18 protein-coding genes are annotated in these 18,256 nt (G+C 66.6%); 7 read left to right on the top strand and 11 right to left on the bottom strand.

Features of this window, described 5'->3' with window-relative positions:
* The first annotated feature begins 49 nt into the window (after positions 1-49).
* Complete coding sequence (apbC, locus tag RSO68_RS02800; RefSeq protein ID WP_089850616.1) at positions 50-853, top strand: iron-sulfur cluster carrier protein ApbC; 804 nt, start codon at positions 50-52, stop codon at positions 851-853.
* Between the two features lie 158 nt (positions 854-1,011).
* A complete protein-coding gene (dcd, locus tag RSO68_RS02795) occupies positions 1,012-1,578 on the top strand; it encodes a dCTP deaminase (protein ID WP_089850614.1) in 567 nt (188 codons plus the stop codon).
* Between the two features lie 308 nt (positions 1,579-1,886).
* Here the strand turns inward: dcd and purN are convergent, their stop codons facing one another.
* Complete coding sequence (gene purN / locus RSO68_RS02790) at positions 1,887-2,627, bottom strand: phosphoribosylglycinamide formyltransferase (protein WP_315585361.1); 741 nt, start codon at positions 2,625-2,627, stop codon at positions 1,887-1,889.
* Entirely contained in the window at positions 2,624-3,697 is a 1,074-nt protein-coding gene (purM, locus tag RSO68_RS02785; protein WP_315585360.1) for a phosphoribosylformylglycinamidine cyclo-ligase, read from the bottom strand. Before purM ends, purN begins: the two co-directional genes overlap by 4 nt.
* Positions 3,698-3,833: 136 nt before the next feature.
* Here purM and RSO68_RS02780 point away from each other — a divergent pair, with 136 nt between their 5' ends.
* Both RSO68_RS02780 and hda read left to right on the top strand, forming a co-directional pair.
* A complete protein-coding gene (locus RSO68_RS02780; protein ID WP_089850608.1) occupies positions 3,834-4,913 on the top strand; it encodes an AI-2E family transporter in 1,080 nt (359 codons plus the stop codon).
* A complete protein-coding gene (hda, locus tag RSO68_RS02775; protein WP_315585359.1) occupies positions 4,910-5,611 on the top strand; it encodes a DnaA regulatory inactivator Hda in 702 nt (233 codons plus the stop codon). The genes RSO68_RS02780 and hda overlap by 4 nt, the downstream gene beginning before the upstream one ends.
* A gap of 14 nt (positions 5,612-5,625) precedes the next feature.
* On the opposite strand, the gene RSO68_RS02770 is transcribed toward hda, so the two are convergent.
* On the bottom strand, positions 5,626-6,183 hold the full coding sequence (locus RSO68_RS02770) for a carboxypeptidase-like regulatory domain-containing protein (protein ID WP_315585358.1): 558 nt from the start codon (positions 6,181-6,183) through the stop codon (positions 5,626-5,628).
* Positions 6,184-6,325: 142 nt separating this feature from the next.
* Positions 6,326-6,694: a phasin family protein gene (locus RSO68_RS02765; RefSeq protein ID WP_089850602.1), complete on the bottom strand. Its 369-nt coding sequence runs from the start codon at positions 6,692-6,694 to the stop codon at positions 6,326-6,328.
* Between the two features lie 320 nt (positions 6,695-7,014).
* On the opposite strand from RSO68_RS02765, the gene RSO68_RS02760 reads away from it, so the two are divergent.
* Positions 7,015-8,394, top strand: coding sequence for a class II fumarate hydratase (locus RSO68_RS02760; protein WP_315585356.1), 1,380 nt, complete (start codon positions 7,015-7,017; stop codon positions 8,392-8,394).
* Between the two features lie 75 nt (positions 8,395-8,469).
* Here RSO68_RS02760 and RSO68_RS02755 read toward each other — a convergent pair whose 3' ends face one another.
* The 5 genes from RSO68_RS02755 to phnD form a co-directional block, all read right to left on the bottom strand.
* Positions 8,470-9,534: an endonuclease/exonuclease/phosphatase family protein gene (locus RSO68_RS02755; RefSeq protein ID WP_315585355.1), complete on the bottom strand. Its 1,065-nt coding sequence runs from the start codon at positions 9,532-9,534 to the stop codon at positions 8,470-8,472.
* A gap of 85 nt (positions 9,535-9,619) precedes the next feature.
* Positions 9,620-10,429 (bottom strand): phosphonate ABC transporter, permease protein PhnE, encoded by an 810-nt coding sequence (phnE, locus tag RSO68_RS02750; protein WP_089850595.1) that lies wholly within the window; start codon positions 10,427-10,429, stop codon positions 9,620-9,622.
* The gene (phnE, locus tag RSO68_RS02745; protein WP_089850593.1) at positions 10,423-11,241 is read right to left on the bottom strand and encodes a phosphonate ABC transporter, permease protein PhnE; all 819 of its coding nucleotides are present in this window, start codon (positions 11,239-11,241) and stop codon (positions 10,423-10,425) included. The genes phnE (RSO68_RS02750) and phnE (RSO68_RS02745) overlap by 7 nt, the downstream gene beginning before the upstream one ends.
* Positions 11,228-12,022 carry a phosphonate ABC transporter ATP-binding protein gene (gene phnC / locus RSO68_RS02740; RefSeq protein ID WP_089850590.1) on the bottom strand — a complete coding sequence of 265 codons (795 nt, stop codon included), beginning with the start codon at positions 12,020-12,022 and terminating at the stop codon, positions 11,228-11,230. The genes phnE (RSO68_RS02745) and phnC overlap by 14 nt, the downstream gene beginning before the upstream one ends.
* Positions 12,023-12,100: 78 nt before the next feature.
* Positions 12,101-13,102, bottom strand: coding sequence for a phosphate/phosphite/phosphonate ABC transporter substrate-binding protein (gene phnD / locus RSO68_RS02735; RefSeq protein ID WP_089850588.1), 1,002 nt, complete (start codon positions 13,100-13,102; stop codon positions 12,101-12,103).
* Positions 13,103-13,225: 123 nt separating this feature from the next.
* On the opposite strand from phnD, the gene RSO68_RS02730 reads away from it, so the two are divergent.
* A complete protein-coding gene (locus RSO68_RS02730; protein WP_315585354.1) occupies positions 13,226-13,813 on the top strand; it encodes a histidine phosphatase family protein in 588 nt (195 codons plus the stop codon).
* Positions 13,814-13,831: 18 nt separating this feature from the next.
* Here RSO68_RS02730 and glpD read toward each other — a convergent pair whose 3' ends face one another.
* Together glpD and RSO68_RS02720 are read right to left on the bottom strand one after the other, a co-directional pair.
* Positions 13,832-15,421, bottom strand: a complete 1,590-nt coding sequence (gene glpD, locus RSO68_RS02725; protein WP_315585353.1) for a glycerol-3-phosphate dehydrogenase — start codon at positions 15,419-15,421, stop codon at positions 13,832-13,834.
* A gap of 226 nt (positions 15,422-15,647) precedes the next feature.
* Positions 15,648-16,406, bottom strand: coding sequence for a DeoR/GlpR family transcriptional regulator (locus tag RSO68_RS02720; protein WP_089850582.1), 759 nt, complete (start codon positions 16,404-16,406; stop codon positions 15,648-15,650).
* A gap of 229 nt (positions 16,407-16,635) precedes the next feature.
* Between RSO68_RS02720 and glpK the strand changes: the two genes are divergently transcribed.
* Positions 16,636-18,120 (top strand): glycerol kinase GlpK, encoded by a 1,485-nt coding sequence (glpK, locus tag RSO68_RS02715; protein ID WP_315585352.1) that lies wholly within the window; start codon positions 16,636-16,638, stop codon positions 18,118-18,120.
* Positions 18,121-18,256 lie beyond the last annotated feature (136 nt).

Here is an 18,256-nt window from a genome sequence, read left to right as displayed (position 1 = left end):
GTATACTGGCCGCTCGCGTGGCAACCCCCAACTGCAGAAGGAGCGATCCGTGATCGAAGGGGTCAAGCATATTGTCGCCGTGGCATCCGGCAAGGGCGGGGTGGGCAAGTCCACCGTGACCGTCAACTTGGCGCTGGCCATGGCCGCCGAGGGCTACCGGGTCGGGATCCTGGATGCCGATATCTACGGTCCCAGCCAGGCACAGATGCTCGGGGTGGGCGAGGGCGTGCGTCCCCAGTCCGCCGGCGAGAATCGCTTTCGGCCGCTCGAGGCCCACGGCATCCAGGCCATGTCCATGGCCTTCCTGGCCGACGTCCGCGAGCCGATGGTGTGGCGTGGGCCGATGGTGGCCGGGGCCTTCCAGCAGATGCTCACTCAGACGGTGTGGGATGACCTGGACTACCTGTTCATCGACATGCCGCCGGGCACCGGCGATATCCAGCTGACCCTGGCCCAGAAGGTGCCGGTGGACGGCGCGGTGATCGTGACTACGCCCCAGGACATCGCGCTGCTCGACGCCCGCAAGGGCATCGAGATGTTCCGTAAGGTCAACGTACCGGTGCTCGGCGTGGTGGAGAACATGAGCCTGCACACCTGTTCCCAGTGTGGTCACAGCGAGCCGATCTTCGGCGAGGGCGGCGGTGAGCGCATCGCCGACGAGTACGAGACCCGCGTGCTCGGACGGCTGCCGCTGACCCTGGCGATCCGTGAGCAAGCCGATGGCGGCCGGCCCACCGTGGTGGCCGAGCCCGAGAGCGAGGTGACCGCGAGTTTCCGCGAGATGGCCCGCCAGGTGGCCGAGCAGATTCGCGGCCAGGCGCCCGACGGGCCGGAGATCTCCTTCAGCGAGTGACGATACGCTCGCCCGGCACCGCCCGCCAAGGGCGAGTTGCCGTGACCTTCCCGCCCGGGGCCGCTATGATGTGGCCCCGGTTTTTCTTGCGCCGTTGTTACCTACCGCGTTTTTTCCACCGGCGCGCTTTTTCCATCAGATAGCTTCAGGACGTGTCGATGAGCATCAAATCCGACAAGTGGATCCGCCGCATGGCCGAGCAGGAAGGGATGATCGAGCCCTTCGAGCCCGATCAGGTGCGCTACGTGAACGAGCGGCGAGTGATCTCCTACGGGACGTCCAGCTACGGCTACGATGTGCGCTGCGCCGACGAGTTCAAGGTCTTCACCAACATCCACTCCGCGGTGGTGGACCCCAAGAGCTTCGACGAGAAGAGCTTCGTCGACGTCAAGGGCGACGCCTGCGTGATTCCGCCCAACTCCTTCGCCCTGGCGCGCACCGTGGAGTACTTCCGCATCCCGCGCAGCGTGCTGACCATCTGCCTGGGCAAGTCCACCTATGCTCGCTGCGGCATCATCGTCAACGTGACGCCGCTGGAGCCCGAGTGGGAAGGGCACGTGACCCTGGAATTCTCCAACACCACCAACCTGCCGGCGCGCATCTACGCCAACGAGGGCGTGGCACAGATGCTGTTCCTGGAGTCCGACGAGGTCTGCGAGACCTCCTACAAGGACCGCGGCGGCAAGTACATGGGGCAGAGGGGTGTGACCCTGCCGCGCACCTGAGAAAGCGCCGATTTGCTGCTGCGCTTGCCATCCTGGACGCCGGCGGTGCCGGTGCGCCGGCCCGGTCGTATCATCATGTAGCAGGCTACACTCCGGTTGACTCGGAACCTTCGGTTCCTCGCCCCTTCGGGGCCATCCTCCGGATGTTTGTCGCTTCGCTCGGCTCTGCGCTCCGGCGTCGCCCAGCCTGCCATCGCTCGCTGCGCAAATCGCCGGCTTTCTTGAGTTTGCGATAGAGCCTCGTAAACGAGACAGCCCCGCCGGATGCCGGCGGGGCTGTCTCGTTGCTAGCAGACTCGAAGACGGAGCTACTCCTCGACGTCCTCGTCAAGCTCTTCCGCGGCGTCGGCGTGGGAGAGGCGCATGCCGGTGGGCGGCAGCGCGACGCCGTCCATGGCGGCCGCGTCGCCCTTGAGCTGCAGGCGCCCCTCCAGGAACCAGCGCACGGCGATCGGATAGATCAGGTGCTCGCGGGCCTGCACCTTGGCCTGGAGGCTCTCCTCGGTCTCGTCCGGCACCACGGCCACCTCGGCCTGCAGGGCCACCGGGCCACCATCGAGTTCCTCGGTGACGAAGTGGATGCTGCAGCCGTGCTCGGTCACGCCGTCGGCGAGTGCCCGGGCATGGGTGTGCAGCCCGGTATAGGCGGGCAGCAGCGAGGGGTGGATGTTGAGCATCCGGCCCAGGAAGCGGTTGACGAAGCGTGGCGTGAGGATGCGCATGAAGCCCGCCAGCACGATCAGGTCGGGCTCGTGGCGCTCGATCACCTTGATCAGCGCGCCGTCGTAGGCCTCGCGGCTGTCGTACTCGCGGTGGGGCAGGGCCACGGCGTCGATGCCGGCGTCCCGGGCGCGCTTAAGGCCGTAGGCGTCCGCCTGATTGGAGATCACCGCGACGATCTCGCCGCCCAGCTCGTCATGCGCCTGGGCGTCGATCAGCGCCTGGAGGTTGCTGCCGCTGCCGGAGATCAGCACCACCACTCGCCGAGCCTCGCTCGGCTCGGGGGTGAAGGCGTTCAGGGTGTCGCTCTGATAGTCGGTCCCGCTCATGCCTCGAGGTTCTCCAGCTGGACCGGCTCGTCGCCCTCGTCCCGGGCGGTGACCACCCCGATGCGGTGGACCGTCTCGCCCTGGGCCTGCAGATGAGCGCGTGCCTGGTCTGCCTTCTCGGCCGGCACCACGATCACCATGCCAATGCCGCAGTTGAGCACCCGATGCATCTCGTGCTCGTCGACGTTGCCCTGCTCCTGCAGCCAGTCAAAGATCGCCGGGCGAGTCCAGCTGGCGACGTCGATGCGCGCGCCCAGGGTCTCGGGCAGCACGCGGGGAATGTTCTCGGTCAGGCCGCCACCGGTGATGTGTGAGAGCGCGTGCACCGGAACGTCGGTCTCCTTGAGCAGCGACAGCAGCGGCTTGACGTATATCTTGGTGGGCGCGAGCAGGGCCTCGCCCAGGGGCTTGCCATCGACGGCGGTGTCCAGGGCGGCGCCGGAGACTTCGAGGATCTTGCGGATCAGCGAGTAGCCGTTGGAGTGAGGGCCGGAGGACGCCAGGCCCAGCAGCACGTCGCCTTCGCCGACCTTCTTGCCGTCGAGGATCTCGGATTTCTCCACCACGCCCACGCAGAAGCCGGCGAGGTCGTAGTCGTTGCCCTCGTACATGCCGGGCATCTCGGCGGTCTCGCCGCCGACCAGAGCGCACCCCGCCTGCTCGCAGCCCTCGCCGATGCCGGTCACCACGTCGGCGGCGATATCCACGTCGAGCTTGCCCGTGGCATAGTAGTCGAGGAAGAGCAGCGGCTCGGCGCCGGCCACGACCAGGTCATTGACGCACATGGCCACCAGGTCGATACCGATAGTGTCATGGCGGCCGATGTCCATGGCCAGGCGCAGCTTGGTGCCCACGCCGTCGGTGCCGGTCACCAGCACCGGCTCCTGGTAGCCCTTGGGCAGCTCGCACAGGGCGCCGAAACCGCCCAGTCCGCCCATCACCTCGGGGCGGGTGGTGCGTTTGGCGACGCCCTTGATGCGATCGACCAGGGCGTTACCGGCATCGATATCGACGCCGGCGTCCTTGTAGCTGAGCGAGGTCCCGGTCGGGCGGTTGGTGGAATCGGTCATGACGCTTCCTGTATGAGAATGGCGGTCGCGAGGCCTTTCGCCGGGCGAGGCGCGACGGTCGGGTTCGGGGAAGGAATTGTAGCATCACGACGCGCGGCTGGCAGCCTGACGGCCGTGTCGATACAGGGAGGAGACGATGCGCAGACAGTGGTGGGTGGTGGCGGCGTGTACGGCGCTGGCGCTGTGGTTCTTGATCAGCATCGAGCCGGTGCTGATGCCGTTCTTCGTCAGCATGATCCTGGCCTACCTGGGCGACCCTCTGACCGACCGGTTGGAAACCTGGGGGCTTTCCCGGCGGCTGGCGGTCTCGCTGGTGTTCCTGCTGTTGAGCCTTGTCATCGTGCTCGTCCTGCTGGTGGTGGTGCCGATCTTCGGGCGGCAGCTCGGTCAGGTCATCGACTCCCTGCCGGCGGTGCTCAACTGGGTGCAGCAGAGCGTGGTGCCGCGCGTGCAGGCGTTGACCGGCCTGGATCTCTCCACCGACATCGACCAGATGCGCCAGGCCTTCGTCGACAACTGGAAAGAGACCGGCACCTTCGCCGCCAGCCTGCTGGCCCAGGTGTCGCGCTCGGGCCTCGCGGTGGCGGCCTGGATCGCCAACCTGGCGCTGATCCCGGTGGTGACCTTCTACCTGCTGCTCGACTGGGACGTCCTGGTCGGCAAGGTGCGGGCCTCGCTGCCGCGGCGCTGGGAGCCTGCCGCGGTGCGCCTGGCCGGCGAGTGTGACGAGGTGCTCTCCGCCTTCCTGCGCGGTCAGCTGATCGTCATGCTCTGCCTGGGGGTGATCTATGCGGTGGGGCTGACGCTACTCGGCGTGCGCTTCGGCCTGCTGATCGGCCTGCTGGCCGGGCTGGCCAGCATCGTGCCCTATCTCGGCGTGATCGTCGGCATCTCGGTGGCCGGGGTGGTGGCCTTCTTCCAGTTTGGCGACCTCCTGATCCTGCTCGGCGTGGGCGCGGTATTCGGCTTCGGCCAGCTGGTCGAGAGCGTGGTACTACAGCCCAAGCTCTTGGGCGACAAGATCGGCCTGCACCCGGTGGCGGTGATCTTCGCCGTGCTGGCGGGCGGCCAGCTGTTCGGCTTCACCGGCGTGCTGTTGGCGCTGCCGGTGGCCGCCATGCTGATGGTGGTGTTGCGTTATCTCCACGATCACTATAAAAACAGCACCTTGTATGATGCCGGTCGTTCACGAATCCACGACGAGGAGTCGCCATGAGTCGAGCACCCGCGCAGTTGCCACTGGGCGTGGGGCTTCGCGACGACGCCACCTTCGCCAACTTCCACCCCGGGCCCAACGCGACCCTGGTCGACCGGCTCGTGCACCAGCTCGACGATGACGGTGAGCCCTTCCTCTACGTGTGGGGTGCGGCGGGCACGGGGCGCAGCCACCTGCTGCAGGCCGCCTGCCATGCCGCCTCCGATCGCGACGGTCGGGCGCTCTATCTGCCGCTGGCGGAGCTCGGCCACTTCCCGCCACTGATGCTCGAGGAGATCGAGCGGCTGGACCTGGTGGCGATCGATGACCTCGAGCGAGTCGTCGGGCGCAAGCGTTGGGAAGAGGCGCTGTTCCACGCCTTCAACCGCCTGCGTGACGCCGGCAAGCGACTGGTGATCGCCGCCGAGGCGCCGCCCCGGCAGCTGCCGGTGAAGCTACCGGACCTGGCCTCGCGCCTTACCTGGGGCATGACCTTCCACCTGCAGGGGCTCGACGACCACGGCCGCCTGGCCGCATTGCAGCTGAGGGCCAAGGGGCGCGGCATGCAGCTGCCCGATGAGGTGGCCCGCTATATCCTGCACCGCGGTCCACGGCGCCTGGATGCCCTGTTCGAGACCCTGGCGGTGCTGGATCGCGCCTCGCTCTCCGCCCAGCGCAAGCTGACCATTCCCTTCGTCAAGCAGTCGCTTGGCTGGTAGCCGGCCCACCTCGACTAGCGGCTGAGCTCGATGCGTCGACTCTGCCCGTTGCCCAGGCTGACCTGCTGGATGATCACCCGCGTCTCGCCGCTGACGGGATCCCGGGCGCTGCTCGAGACGTAGAACTCGCCGGCCGGCAGGCCGTTCAGTCGGAAGCGGCCGTCGGCGTCGGTTCGCGTGGTGTGGGTGTAGGCTCTCGCCCGAGGGTCGGCGGGCTCTACGGCGCGGCCGGCCAGCGCCTGTTCTGCGGCCTCGGCGGAGTAGGTGGTGATGGGTGCCACCGACACCGAGCGGTCGGCCATCGGGCGGCTGCCGATCGTCAGGCGGCCGCTGATCGCGGCACTGCCGCGCTTCGAGAGGGTGGCGTACTCGTCGGCCGGGAAGGCCACCTGGCGGGCGACGCGCCCGTCGGCTGAGGGACGAGCGGCGCGCTCGTCCGGGGTCCTCGTGCCACGCTCGATCACCTCGACGCGCTCGCTCTGCCCGCTGGGCCCGCCGGGATAGCGTGGCTCGATGATCTGACACCCGGAAAGCGCAAGCCCCACCAGGATGAGAAGGATCCAGCGTGTCATGTTCACTCTCCGCAAGCGGTGGATGGGATGCCGTGAGGAGAGAACATAACGCAAACGGGCCGCCGATCATCGATCGGCGGCCCGTTCTCGTTGACCCGCAGGGCGAGTCAAGCAGGCGTCGGCTGGGCCGACGCCGTCAGGCTTACTTGGCGGCCTTGGTCGCCGTGTCGGTTGCCTGCTTGACGTTCTCTTCGGTCAGCTTCTGGCTCTGCTGGACGAAGTCCTGCTGCAGGGACACCACCTTCTCGGCGTCGCCTTTCAGGCGCTCGGTCAGGTCCTTGGCGACCTTCTGCTGGCCTTCCATGTAGGACTTCAGGCCCTCGGCATCCTTGACGTTCATCAGGCTGCGCAGCTGGGCCACGCCGGTATCGGTGTAGGCCTTGCCGGCGTCGAGCTGGGCGTTGACCAGCTTCTCGGTGTAGTCCACGGACAGGGCGGCGTAGGCGCGGGCCGGGCCGAAGAACATGGATTCGAACTGTTCGGTGAACTGCTTGGTGTCGAAGTTTTGCATCGTGATTCCCTCCCAGGGATTTCGGATATTTTCGAAGGCCGTGGCGGGGTGCCGATGCCTTCTCGCTTTGGCAATTACCATCTCTGTTGCAACGCACAATAGCAGAGAGGTTTGTGCGCTGCAACATGCGAGACATCAACTTACTTACATGTGCCGAATCGTCGACGCCCCATGCCGGGTGCCGTGATCCGCGCGTCTATCAGGTGCGGCCAGGGGAGGCAGGGACCTTGCACCCTGCCGATAGCGCCACCATGGTGAGAGGACAGATGAAAAAGGCCGTTCAGCGCAGGGCCGCGAGCCCGACAGAGGAGGAACCGGACATGAACGATCATCGTATCGAGCGCGATAGCATGGGCGAGCTGGAGGTGCCCAGGGAGGCTCTCTACGGGGCCCAGACCCAGCGGGCGATCAACAACTTCCCCGTCTCCGGCCAGCCCATGCCGACGGCCTTCATCCATGCCATCGCCCGCATCAAGCTGGCGGCGGCGCGGGTCAACCGCGAGCTAGGGCAGCTGGACGACGCTCGGTCACGCCAGATCGTCGCCGCCGCCGAGGCGGTGCTCGCCGGGCACCTCGACGACCATTTCCCGGTGGACGTCTTCCAGACCGGTTCTGGCACCTCGAGCAACATGAACGTCAATGAGGTGATCGCTCGGTACGCCAGTCGCGACGGGACGGAGGTCGGTGCCAACGACCACGTCAACATGGGGCAGTCGAGCAACGACGTGATTCCGACGGCGATTCACCTCTCGGCGGCGCTGGCGGTGACCGGCGAGCTGCGCCCGGCCCTCGAGCACCTGCGCGCGACCATCGATACGCGGGCCGCCGAGCTCGACGACGTGGTCAAGACCGGCCGTACGCACCTGATGGACGCCATGCCGCTGCGCATGAGTCAGGAGCTGGGGGGCTGGTCGAGCCAGGTAGGCCAGGCCATCGAGCGCCTCGACAGCGCCCTGATCCGGCTCTGTCGCCTCGCCCAGGGAGGCACGGCGGTGGGTACCGGCATCAACGCCCATGCGGAGTTCGCCCCGCGCATGGCACGTGAGCTGAGCGAGCAGACGGGGCTTGCCTTCTCGCCCAACGACAGCTTCTTCGCGAGCCTTGGCTCCCAGGACGCCGCCGTGGAGCTCTCGGGGCAGCTCAAGGGGCTGGCCTGCGTGATCATGAAGATTGCCAACGACCTGCGCTGGATGAACTCCGGCCCGCTGGCCGGGCTCGGCGAGATCGAGCTCGAGGCCCTGCAGCCTGGCAGCTCGATCATGCCGGGCAAGGTCAACCCGGTGATTCCCGAGTCCGCCGCCCAGGCGGCCGCCCAGGTGATCGGGCTCGACACGGCAATCACGGTGGCCGGCCAGAGCGGCAACTTCCAGCTCAACGTCATGCTGCCGCTGGTGGCCAGCAACCTGCTGACCTCGATCACCCTGATGACCCACACCAGCCGACTGCTCGCCGACCGGGCCATCGCCACCTTCACGGTGCGTCACGATCACCTCGAGGGGCCCCTGGCGCGCAACCCCATCCTGGTGACGGCGCTCAATGCGGTGATCGGCTACGACGCGGCGGCGGCCATCGCCAAGCAGGCCTATCAGGCGGGGCGTCCGATCATCGAGGTGGCCGAAGAGCAGACCGAGCTGTCGCGAGGGGAGCTCGAGCGCCTGCTCGACCCCGCCGCGCTGACGCGGGGCGGAATACCCGAATAGGCCCGGACCGCGCACGAAGCCGTAAGCTACAAGAAAGACCGCTGCCATTGGCGTGGCCGGTGGTCGTGTATTGGCTTACGGCTTCTGCTCTCTTTCTCTGCCTTCGTGAATGGTTTCCCGGGCGTCCTGATGCTCTTTACCATCGGCCTCGGGAGTCTCGTGTTCGTCGGCGCGAGCGGGGCGATAGCAGAGGGTCGCCAGCATCGGGAAGTGGTCGGAACCGATGTGGGGAAGGCGGCGCATGGCCTTCAGGGTGAAATGTTCGCTCACGAAGACATGGTCAAGCGGCCAGCGCAGCAGCGGATAGCGGGCATGGAAGGTGCTGAACATGCCGCGCCCGCGCCGCGGGTCGAGCATGTCGCTGACCCGGCAGAAGAGTCGCGTGGTGCGTGACCAGGCCACGTCGTTGAGGTCGCCGGCCACCAGGGTAGGTTCGGGATGTTCGTGAATCGCCTTGCCCACCAGCAGCAGCTCCGCATCGCGCCATAGCGACTCCTCGCTCTCACCGGGCGCCGGCGGGCGAGGGTGCAGGGCATGCAGGCGGATGACATCCCCGCTCTCAAGCGTGACGCCGGTATGGATCGAGGGGATATCGGGCTGGATCAACCACTGGACGTCGGGGTCGACCAGCCGTCGCCTCGAATAGAGGTGCATGCCGTAGAGATTGTCCAGCGGCACCCGCACCGCATGGGGCCAGTCCTCATTCAAGGCCTCGTCTAGCTGCGCCTGCCACCAGGCGTCGGACTCCAGGGTGAGCACCAGGTCGGGCCGATGTTCATGGATCAGGCCGATGAGCGTCTCGGCGTGGCGGTTGCTGGTGAGCACGTTGGCGATCAGCAGCGTCAGGCAGCGTGGCTCCTGACCGGGCTCGGTACGCTTCACCTGGCGGGGCCAGAGCGGCGTCCAGGGCAGGATGCGACTCGCCTGAAGGCCGAGGGTGGCGAGGCTTGCACCGAGACTCCACCATGACCAGGGCGCGGCGGTTAGCGGGGCGAGGCCCGCGACCAGGGCCGCCAGGGCGGCGAACTGCAGTCGCGGGAACTCGCAGATGCGCACGACCCACCAGGTAAGCGGCAGGCGGGGCAGGAGGGTAGTCGCCAACAACGCGATGGCGACCACGGCAAGCAGAATCGAGAGCACGGCATGACCTCCTTGTGGTCTCGGTAACGTCCTGAGACGAGCCTACGCCGGAGGTCAGCGGCCGTGAATGGCTGGTGATGAATTTCTAGAGCGCCTTGCGGCGCAAGAGGCCGGTCACCGCCTCGCCGACCAGTACCAGCGCGATGATGGCGATCAGGATCGTCGCCACGGTGGGCCAGGCGAAGGTGTCGATGGAGCCCTGCAGGATCACCCCGATGCCGCCGGCGCCCACCAGCCCCAGCACCGTGGACTCGCGGATGTTGATGTCCCAGCGCAGGATGACGATGGCGAAGAACGCCGGCATCACCTGGGGCACCACCGCGTAGGCGATCACCTTGGCCTTGGACGCACCGGTGGCCTCCATGGCCTCCACCGGGCGACGGTCGATCTCCTCAATCGCCTCGCCCATCAGCTTGCCGATGAAGCCCACCGAGCGAAACATGATGGCGAGTATGCCCGCCAGCACGCCGGGGCCGAAGATCGCCACGAACAGCAGCGCCCAGATGATGGTGTTCACCGAGCGGCTGGAGACCAGGATGAAGCGCCCCAGCCACAGGCAGGCGCGGTTAGGGGTGGTGTTCTGGGCGGCGATGTAGGAGACCGGCAGGGCGATGAAGATGGTCAGCATCGTCGCCAGGGTGGCGATATGCACCGTCTCGATCATGGCATCGACGATCTCGCCGAGCCGGCTCGGGTCGGGCGGCCACATGCGTGCCCCCAGGCTCGAGATCTGGTTGGGCGCGTCCCACACCCAGGGCCAGAAGATGTCGATGTCGCGCACCGCCCAGACGACCACCATCAGGGTCAGCAGCATCACGCCATAGCGGATCAGCTGCTCTTTCGGGTTGTGCCGTCGCCAGATGCGATCGGCCAACAGGTCGGCATCATCTACCATATCTTCTTCCTCACCCAGCCGCTCACGCCCTCGCTGGCCAGGATCACCGCGATGATCACCAGCAGGATGGCGAAGGCAAAGTCATAGTCGTAGCGCCCGAAGGCATTCATCAGGGTGCTGCCGATGCCGCCGGCCCCCACGATGCCCACTACCGCGGAGGCCCGCAGGTTGCTGTCGAGCTGATACATGGAGAGCCCCACCTGGCGGGGCAGGATCTGCGGAAAGACGGCGTAGTACAGCGTCGCCAGATAGCCGGCCCCGGTGGAGCGCATGGCCTCCACCTGCCCCCAGTCGATCTCCTCGATCTCCTCGGCGAGCAGCTTGCCGACGAAGCCGATGGAGTAGAGGGTCAGCGTCAGGATCCCCGCCAGTGGGCCGAAGCCGACCGCCGCCACGAACAGGATGGCGACGATCACCGGGTGGAAGCTGCGCGAGATGATGATCACCGCGCGCCCCAGCAGGTAGATCGGCAGCGGCGCGATGTTGCGCGCCGCCATCACCGCGAAGGGCACCGACAGCAGTACGCCGAGCAGGGTGGCCAGGATGGCGATCTGCAGGCTCTCGGTGAAGCCGGTGAGCAGCAGGTCGAAGCGCGACAGAGTGGGGGGGAAGCCGCCGCCGAAGATGCGCGCCGCCCGCGGCAACCCCTCGCTGATCCGCTCCCAGTTGAACGGCAGGCTGCCGAAGGCCCAGACCAGGTAGGCCGCCAGTACCACCAGTAGCCCATAGCGCACCAGCGGGTTGGCGATGAATGGCGGCTTGCGCCAGGTGCGCGGCGTGCCGGGGATCTCCTCGTTATCAGGCCTGGCCATCGCGCACCTCCTCGGGCGGTGGAGCCGCCTCGTCCTCGGGCGCCTCGATGCCGCCGTAGATGGCTTCCAGGGCGTCCTTGTCGAAGTCAGAAGGGGCCCCGTCGAAGATCATCGTGCCGTGGCGCAGCCCGACGATGCGGTCGGTGTAGGTCCTGGCCTGCGCCACGTTGTGGATGTTGATCAGCACCGGCAGCGACAGCTCGCTCGCCAGGCTCTGCAGCAGCACCATGATCTGCTCGGAGGTGCGCGGATCCAGCGAGGCGGTCGGCTCGTCGGCGAGCAGCACCTCGGGCTCCTGCATCAGCGCCCGCACCACGCCGACACGCTGGCGCTCGCCGCCGGAGAGCTCGTCGGCGCGCTTGTTGGCATAGTGGGCGATGCCCACGCGCTCCATCAGCACGAAGGCGCGCTCGATGTCAGACGCCGGGTAGCGGCGTGTGATGGCCTGGAACAGGTTGACGTAGCCGAGCCGTCCGGCCAGCACGTTCTCCATCACGGTGAGGCGGTCGATCAGGTTGAAGCCCTGGAAGACCATGCCGATCTTGCGTCGAGCGCGCCGCAGCTCGCCATGGCGCAGCGTGACCAGTTCGGTACCGTTGAGCTTGATCGAGCCCGAGGTGGGTTCCACCAGGCGGTTTATGCAGCGCAGCATGGTGCTCTTGCCGGCGCCTGAGGCGCCCACGATGGAGACGACGCTATTGCCGTCGACGGTCAGGTCGAGCCCCTTGAGTACCGGTTCGTCACGACCGTAGCGCTTGATCAGGTTGGATATCTCTAGCATGGGGGGTCCGTCGAGAAAGGGTCACCAAGACGACGGCGCCGGCCTTCCGAGAAGGCCGGCGTCGCTGACTCGCGAAGGTTACTGGAGGTTGTCGGGCGTGTACTCGACGCCGTTGGCACTCTGGATGGTGCGGATGACCTTCCAGTTGTCCTGGTAGTTGATGGGGATGAATTTCTCGACGCCCTCGAACTCCTCACCGAGCTCGGTGCCCGCGAAGTCGAAGCTGAAGAAGGCCTCCTCGATCTTCTCGACCAGGTCCGGATGCAGGTTGTAGGCGTAGTTGTAGGAGGTGGTCGGGAAGCTGTCGGACTCGTAGATTATCTTGACGTCTTCCGGGTCATATAGACCGCGGGCGGCCATGCGATCGACCACCTCCGAGGCCACCGGAGCGGCGTCGTAGTCCTGGGCCACCACGCCGAGCATGGACTGGTCGTGGCTGCCGGAGTAGACCACCTCGTAGTCCTCGCCGGGCACGATGCCCATCTCCGGGAAGAGCGCCCTGGGGGCCTGGTTGCCGGAGTTGGAGGTTGGCGAGGTGTGGGCGACGCGTTTGCCCTCGAGGTCCTCCATCTCGTCGATGCCGGAATCGACGTGGGTATAGAGCTGCAGGGTGTAGCCGAAGCGTCCGTCGTCCGAACCCATCAGCGCGAAGGGCACGGCGCCCGCCAGGTTGACGGCGAAGGGCGTAGGGCCGGTGGAGAAGCCGGCGATGTGCAGGCGGCCGCTGCGCATGGCCTCGACCTGAGCCGAGTTGGACTGCACGGCGAAGAAGCGCACGTCGCGATCGGTGACCTCTTCGAGGTGCTCGATGAACGGCTGCCAGATATCGGAGTAAATGGCCGGATCCTCGACCGGGGTGTAGGCGAAGATCAGCGTGTCGGGGTTGGCCCATTCGGACTCGTCTGCGGGCCGATCGGCGACCATATCACCGTTCTCGTCGCAGTAGATGTCGGCCAGGGCACCGCGCTCGCACGCCTCCTGGGCCTGCGCCTGGCTCGCCAGCATGGCCAGCGGCAGCAGCGTGGAGAGGGCGAGGGGGACGAGCGGGAGTTTTCCGGGTCGAGCGGAGGGGTAGATCATGGCGTGCCTCACGATTATTGTTCTAAAGCATGTGTTGTACTGCATGTTCGGATATCGACATCTATGAGCTCACGATGATTGATTCCGAATAACCTCCTTCAATCTAGGGTTTGTCACAAAACCATGTCAAACACTTTCCCCCCCGTCGACGGCACCTGGCGCAATCACTACCTGCTGATGCGCCACGGCCACAGTCAAGCCAACCAGGAGGGGCGGATCATCAGCTCGCCGGCGCTCGGTCTGACGGGCTTCGGCCTCTCCCCCCGAGGGTGCACCCAGCTCGACACCCTGCTGGCCGACTGGCGCTGGGCAAGGCCCCAGCGCATCCTGCATTCGGACTTCCTGCGTACCGCCGAGACCGCCGAGCGCGTCGCCGCGCATTTCGACCTGACGCTCACTCTCGAACCGCGCCTGAGGGAGCGCCATTTCGGCGAGTTCGAGGGGCAGAGTGATGATCGCTATGCCGAGGTCTGGGCACGCGATGCAAAGGACCCGACTCATCGCCAGGGCGGTGTCGAGGCCGTCTCCGAGGTCGCGGCACGCATGCGCGCGGTGATCGACGAGCTGGAGCGTCATTATCACGACGAGACGATTCTGCTGGTCAGCCATGGCGACCCGCTGCAGATCCTGCTGACTGCCCTGGAGGGGCGCGAACTGAGCCTTCACCGGGAGCGTGAACCCCTGGCGCCGGCCAGTATCACCTCGCTATAAATCCCGCTATAAGTCCCGCTATGAGCCTCGCGATGAGCCTCGCGATGAGCCGCTCGCCGCCCGTTCAGGCGGTGTGCGGCGAGGGCTCGCTTCCGTCGGCGAAGGGCGAGTCGTTCCGTGTGCCGTCGCGGTTTCGAGATAGTCGGCCAGCCGCTGTTGTTCACTGGCGGTGAGGCGCAGAGCCAGCTTGGTGCGCCGCCACAGGATGTCCTCGGCGCTGCGCGCCCACTCCCGCTCGACCAGGTAGTCGACCTCGGCGGCGGTCAGGCCGGCTCCGAAGGCCTCGCCCAGCGCCGCCTGGGAGTCCCGGCCGTCGAGGAACTCCCGGCACAGGGTGCCGTAGGTCCGGGCGAATCGCCGTGCCTGGCCGGTGTCCAGGTAGGGATAGTCGGCGAGCAGTCTGGTCTCGAAGGCGGCCTGGTCGCCGATCTCTCCCCCCGGCAGCAGCGCCTCGGCGGTCCAGTCAGGCCGCATCTCGGGCAGATGCGGCGAGAGCGCCTCGAGTGCCGCCTCGGCCAGCTTGCGATAGGTAGTGATCTTGCCGCCGAAGACCGACAGCAGCGGTGCACCGTGCGTGTCCAGGTCGAGTGTGTAGTCGCGGGTCATAACGGAAGGATCGGCCGACTCGTCATCGCACAGCGGCCTGACGCCGGAGAAGGTGCGGATCACGGATTCGCGGGACAGCTGAGTGCGAAAGTGCGCATTGACCACCGTGAGCAGATAGTCGATCTCCTCCTGGGAGGCCTCGATCCCTGAGGGATCTCCCTCATAGCGCCGATCGGTGGTGCCGATCAGGCTGAAGTCCTCCTCATAGGGCAATACGAAGACGATGCGTTTGTCGGTGTTCTGGAGAATATAGGCCCGCTCGTCGTGATTCAGGCGCGGCACGATCAGGTGGCTGCCCTGGATCAGGCGCACGCCGTAGCGGGAGTGGCGATGGGCCTGGCCGCGCACGACGCTCTCCACCCAGGGACCGGCGGCATTGACCAGCGTTTTGCAGCGGCGCGTCAGGCGCGCTCCGCCCTCGGTCTCCTCCAGGGTGAGCTCCCAGAGCCCGTCGCGTTCTTGAGCATCGATGCAGCGGGTGCGCACCAGGATCTCAGCGCCGTTGTCTCGGGCCTGGATGGCGTTGAGGGTCACCAGGCGGGCGTCGTCTACCCAGCAGTCCGAGTACTCGAAGCCGTGAGTGATGCTGGGGGCGAGGCCCTGCCGGTGATCCAGCCGGATGCCTCGGGAGCCCGGCAGCCGCTTGCGCTTGCCCAGGTGGTCGTAGAGGAAGAGCCCGGCGCGCAGCATCCAGGCCGGGCGCAGGTGGGGGCGGTGGGGCAGGATGAAGCGCAGCGGCCAGATGATGTGGGGCGCCTTGGCCATCAATACCTCGCGTTCTCGCAGGGCCTCGCGCACCAGCCGGTATTCGTGATGCTCCAGATAGCGCAGGCCGCCGTGGATCAGCTTGCTGCTGGCGGAGGAGGTGGCGCCGGCCAGATCCCCCTGCTCGCAGAGTCCCACGGAGAGCCCCCGGCCGGCGGCATCGTTGGCGATGCCGGCGCCGTTGATGCCGCCGCCGATCACGAAGAGGTCGAGTACCTCGTCTGGCCTGTCGCTCATGGGGTCTCCCGTCCGGACTCGGACATCTGGCGATGAAATGCAGTGATGTTCGAAATCGAAAATAGATGAATTCAAAGCGAACATCAAGGCGCGAGCCGTTCTCGCCCCTGACGTGAGGGGAAGGAAAGGAGATAAACGCAAGGAGGGTGGGCTTGAATGGGGCCTGGCAGCAGGAGTGAGGGGCGAAAGAGCCGGGCGGAACTTGTTCGGGAGAGCCGGGCGGTCCTCAGGCCAGATGCAGGGCGACGTCGTGCTGCTTCAGCAGGCGCATGATCGCCTCGGGGGGCTCGCGATCGGTGAACAGGGCATCGAGCTGGGCCAGGTTGCCCTGGCGGACCACCGGGTTGCGCCGGAACTTGGAGTGGTCGGTGGCCAGGAACACCTGCCGGGAGTTGCGCAGGATGGCCTGGGCCACCCGCACCTCCTGATAGTCGAACTCCAGCAGCGAGCCGTCCTCGTCGATGCCGCTGATGCCGATGATGCCGTAGTCGACCTTGAACTGGTTGATGAAGTCGATGGTGGCCTCGCCGATGATGCCGCCGTCCCGCGAACGCACCTGGCCGCCAGCGATGATCACGTTGAAGTCCTCCTTATGCTGGAGGATCGCCGCCACGTTGAGGTTGTTGGTGATGACCTCGAGCCCCTGGTGGTCGAGCAGCGCCTCGGCGATCACCTCGTTGCTGGTGCCGATGTTGATGAACAGTGACGAGTGATCGGGCACGTGACGAGCGAGCAGGGTCGCGATGCGCTGCTTGGCTTCCAGGTTGAGGGTCTTGCGGGTCGAATAGGCCGTGTTGACGGTGCTCGATTCCAGGCCGGCGCCGCCGTGCACGCGTCGGATGCGACCCTCGGTGGAGAGCGTGTTGAGATCGCGGCGAATGGTCTGCGGGGTAACCGTGAAGTGCTCGGTGAGCTGCTCGATACTGGCATAGCCCTGGCGGCGGACCAGCTCGATGATGGCGTCCTGGCGTTGCTGCTGGTTCATGGTGTCTCCTTGGCTGCCCCGATTCTATGCCATCGTGAACGCGGATGCAGGCGCCCGGTCGGCCATTCAGCAGGCCAGGCGGCTCGTGTCGTCCCTGTGCCGGCCTGAGGCGTCGTTTGGCCCCATTTGAGCGCGGCGTCGGGCTGGAGTAGGCTTTATGATCATAAGCGAACATTAGCGTTAAAAAGCGAAATTGGCACGCCACGACAACCACAACAGGATGCTTGCTATGGCTTCTTATCTTCTGGCCATCGACCAGGGCACCACCAGCTCCCGCGCGATTCTGTTCGACCGCGAGGGGCGCAGCGTCGCCACGGCTCAACGAGAGTTTCCCCAGCACTTTCCCAAGGATGGCTGGATCGAGCATGACCCCGAGGATATCTGGGACACCGTGCTCGCCACCTGTCGCGAGGTGATCGAGAGCACCAAGGTCGGGCTTGCCGAGATCGCCGGCGTCGGCATCACCAATCAGCGCGAGACCACCGTGCTGTGGGATCGCGAGTCCGGTGAGGCGCTGCACCATGCCATCGTCTGGCAGGACCGCCGCACCGACGAGACCTGTCGGCGGCTGCGCGAGGCAGGCCACCTGGAGGATGTCCAGGCGCGCACCGGCCTGTTGATCGATCCCTACTTCTCGGCGACCAAGCTCGCCTGGCTGCTCGACGAGGTGCCCGGCGCCCGGGCGCGGGCCGAGCGCGGCGAACTGGCCTTCGGTACCGTGGACAGCTTCCTGATCTGGCGGCTCACCGGGGGGCGGGTTCATGCTACCGACGCGACCAACGCCTCGCGCACCGCGCTCTTCAACATCCATGAGCAGCGCTGGGACGAGGCGCTGCTCGAGCTTTTCGATATTCCGGCGAGCCTGCTGCCCGAGGTCAAGGACTCCAGCGACGATTTCGGTCGCGTCGATGCCCAGTGGCTGGGCGGCGAGCTGCCCATCGCCGGGGTGGCCGGCGACCAGCAGGCTGCCCTGGTGGGGCAGGCCTGCTTCGCCCCAGGCATGGGCAAGAGCACCTACGGCACCGGCTGCTTCATGATCGTGAACACCGGGGAGGTGGCCGAGGTATCGCGCAACCGGCTGCTGACCACGGTGGCCTATCGCCTCAACGGTAAACCGACCTATGCGATGGAGGGCAGCATTTTCGTCGCCGGGGCCACGGTGCAGTGGCTGCGCGACGGCCTGCAGCTGTTCGCCGATGCCGCTGAAACGGAAGCGCTGGCCTGCCAGACCCGCAGCGGGCACAGCGTCTACCTGGTGCCGGCTTTCACCGGCCTGGGCGCGCCCCACTGGGACCCCAAGGCTCGCGGGGCCATCCTCGGGCTGACCCGGGATACGGGGATCGCCGAGATCGTCGCCGCCGGCCTGCAGGCGGTCTGCTACCAGACCCGCGACCTGCAGGTCTGCATGGACGACGATATGGCGGCGTCGCCGGGCATCCTGCGGGTCGATGGCGGCATGGTGGCCAACAACTGGGTGATGCAGTTTTTGGCCGACATGCTCGGCGTGCAGGTGGATCGCCCCACGGTGCTGGAGACCACGGCTCTGGGGGCCGCCTACCTGGCGGGGCTGCGTCTCGGCTGGTATCGCGATCTCGACGAGATCGCGACGATGTGGCGCTGCGAGCGAAGCTTTACTCCCTTGATGGACCAGGCCGAGCGCGAGCGCCTCTACAGTGGCTGGAAGGAAGCCGTCGAGCGCGTCCGCACCCAGTAGCCGACAGCGCCGTGGAGAGGCCAACCCGCTGATTCGCCGGGCGAGAAGGTGCGATTCGGGCTTGCATTCCCCGCGCGGATGCGTAGAATACTCATCCGTTGCCACGGCGAAGTTCATGCCGAACATAGCAAGCAGG

It is taken from the genome of Halomonas saccharevitans (genome assembly GCF_032333995.1).
GTDB lineage: Bacteria > Pseudomonadota > Gammaproteobacteria > Pseudomonadales > Halomonadaceae > Halomonas > Halomonas saccharevitans.
Note: the sequence above shows the minus strand (reverse complement) of the source record. Positions and strands in the feature narration are given on the sequence as shown.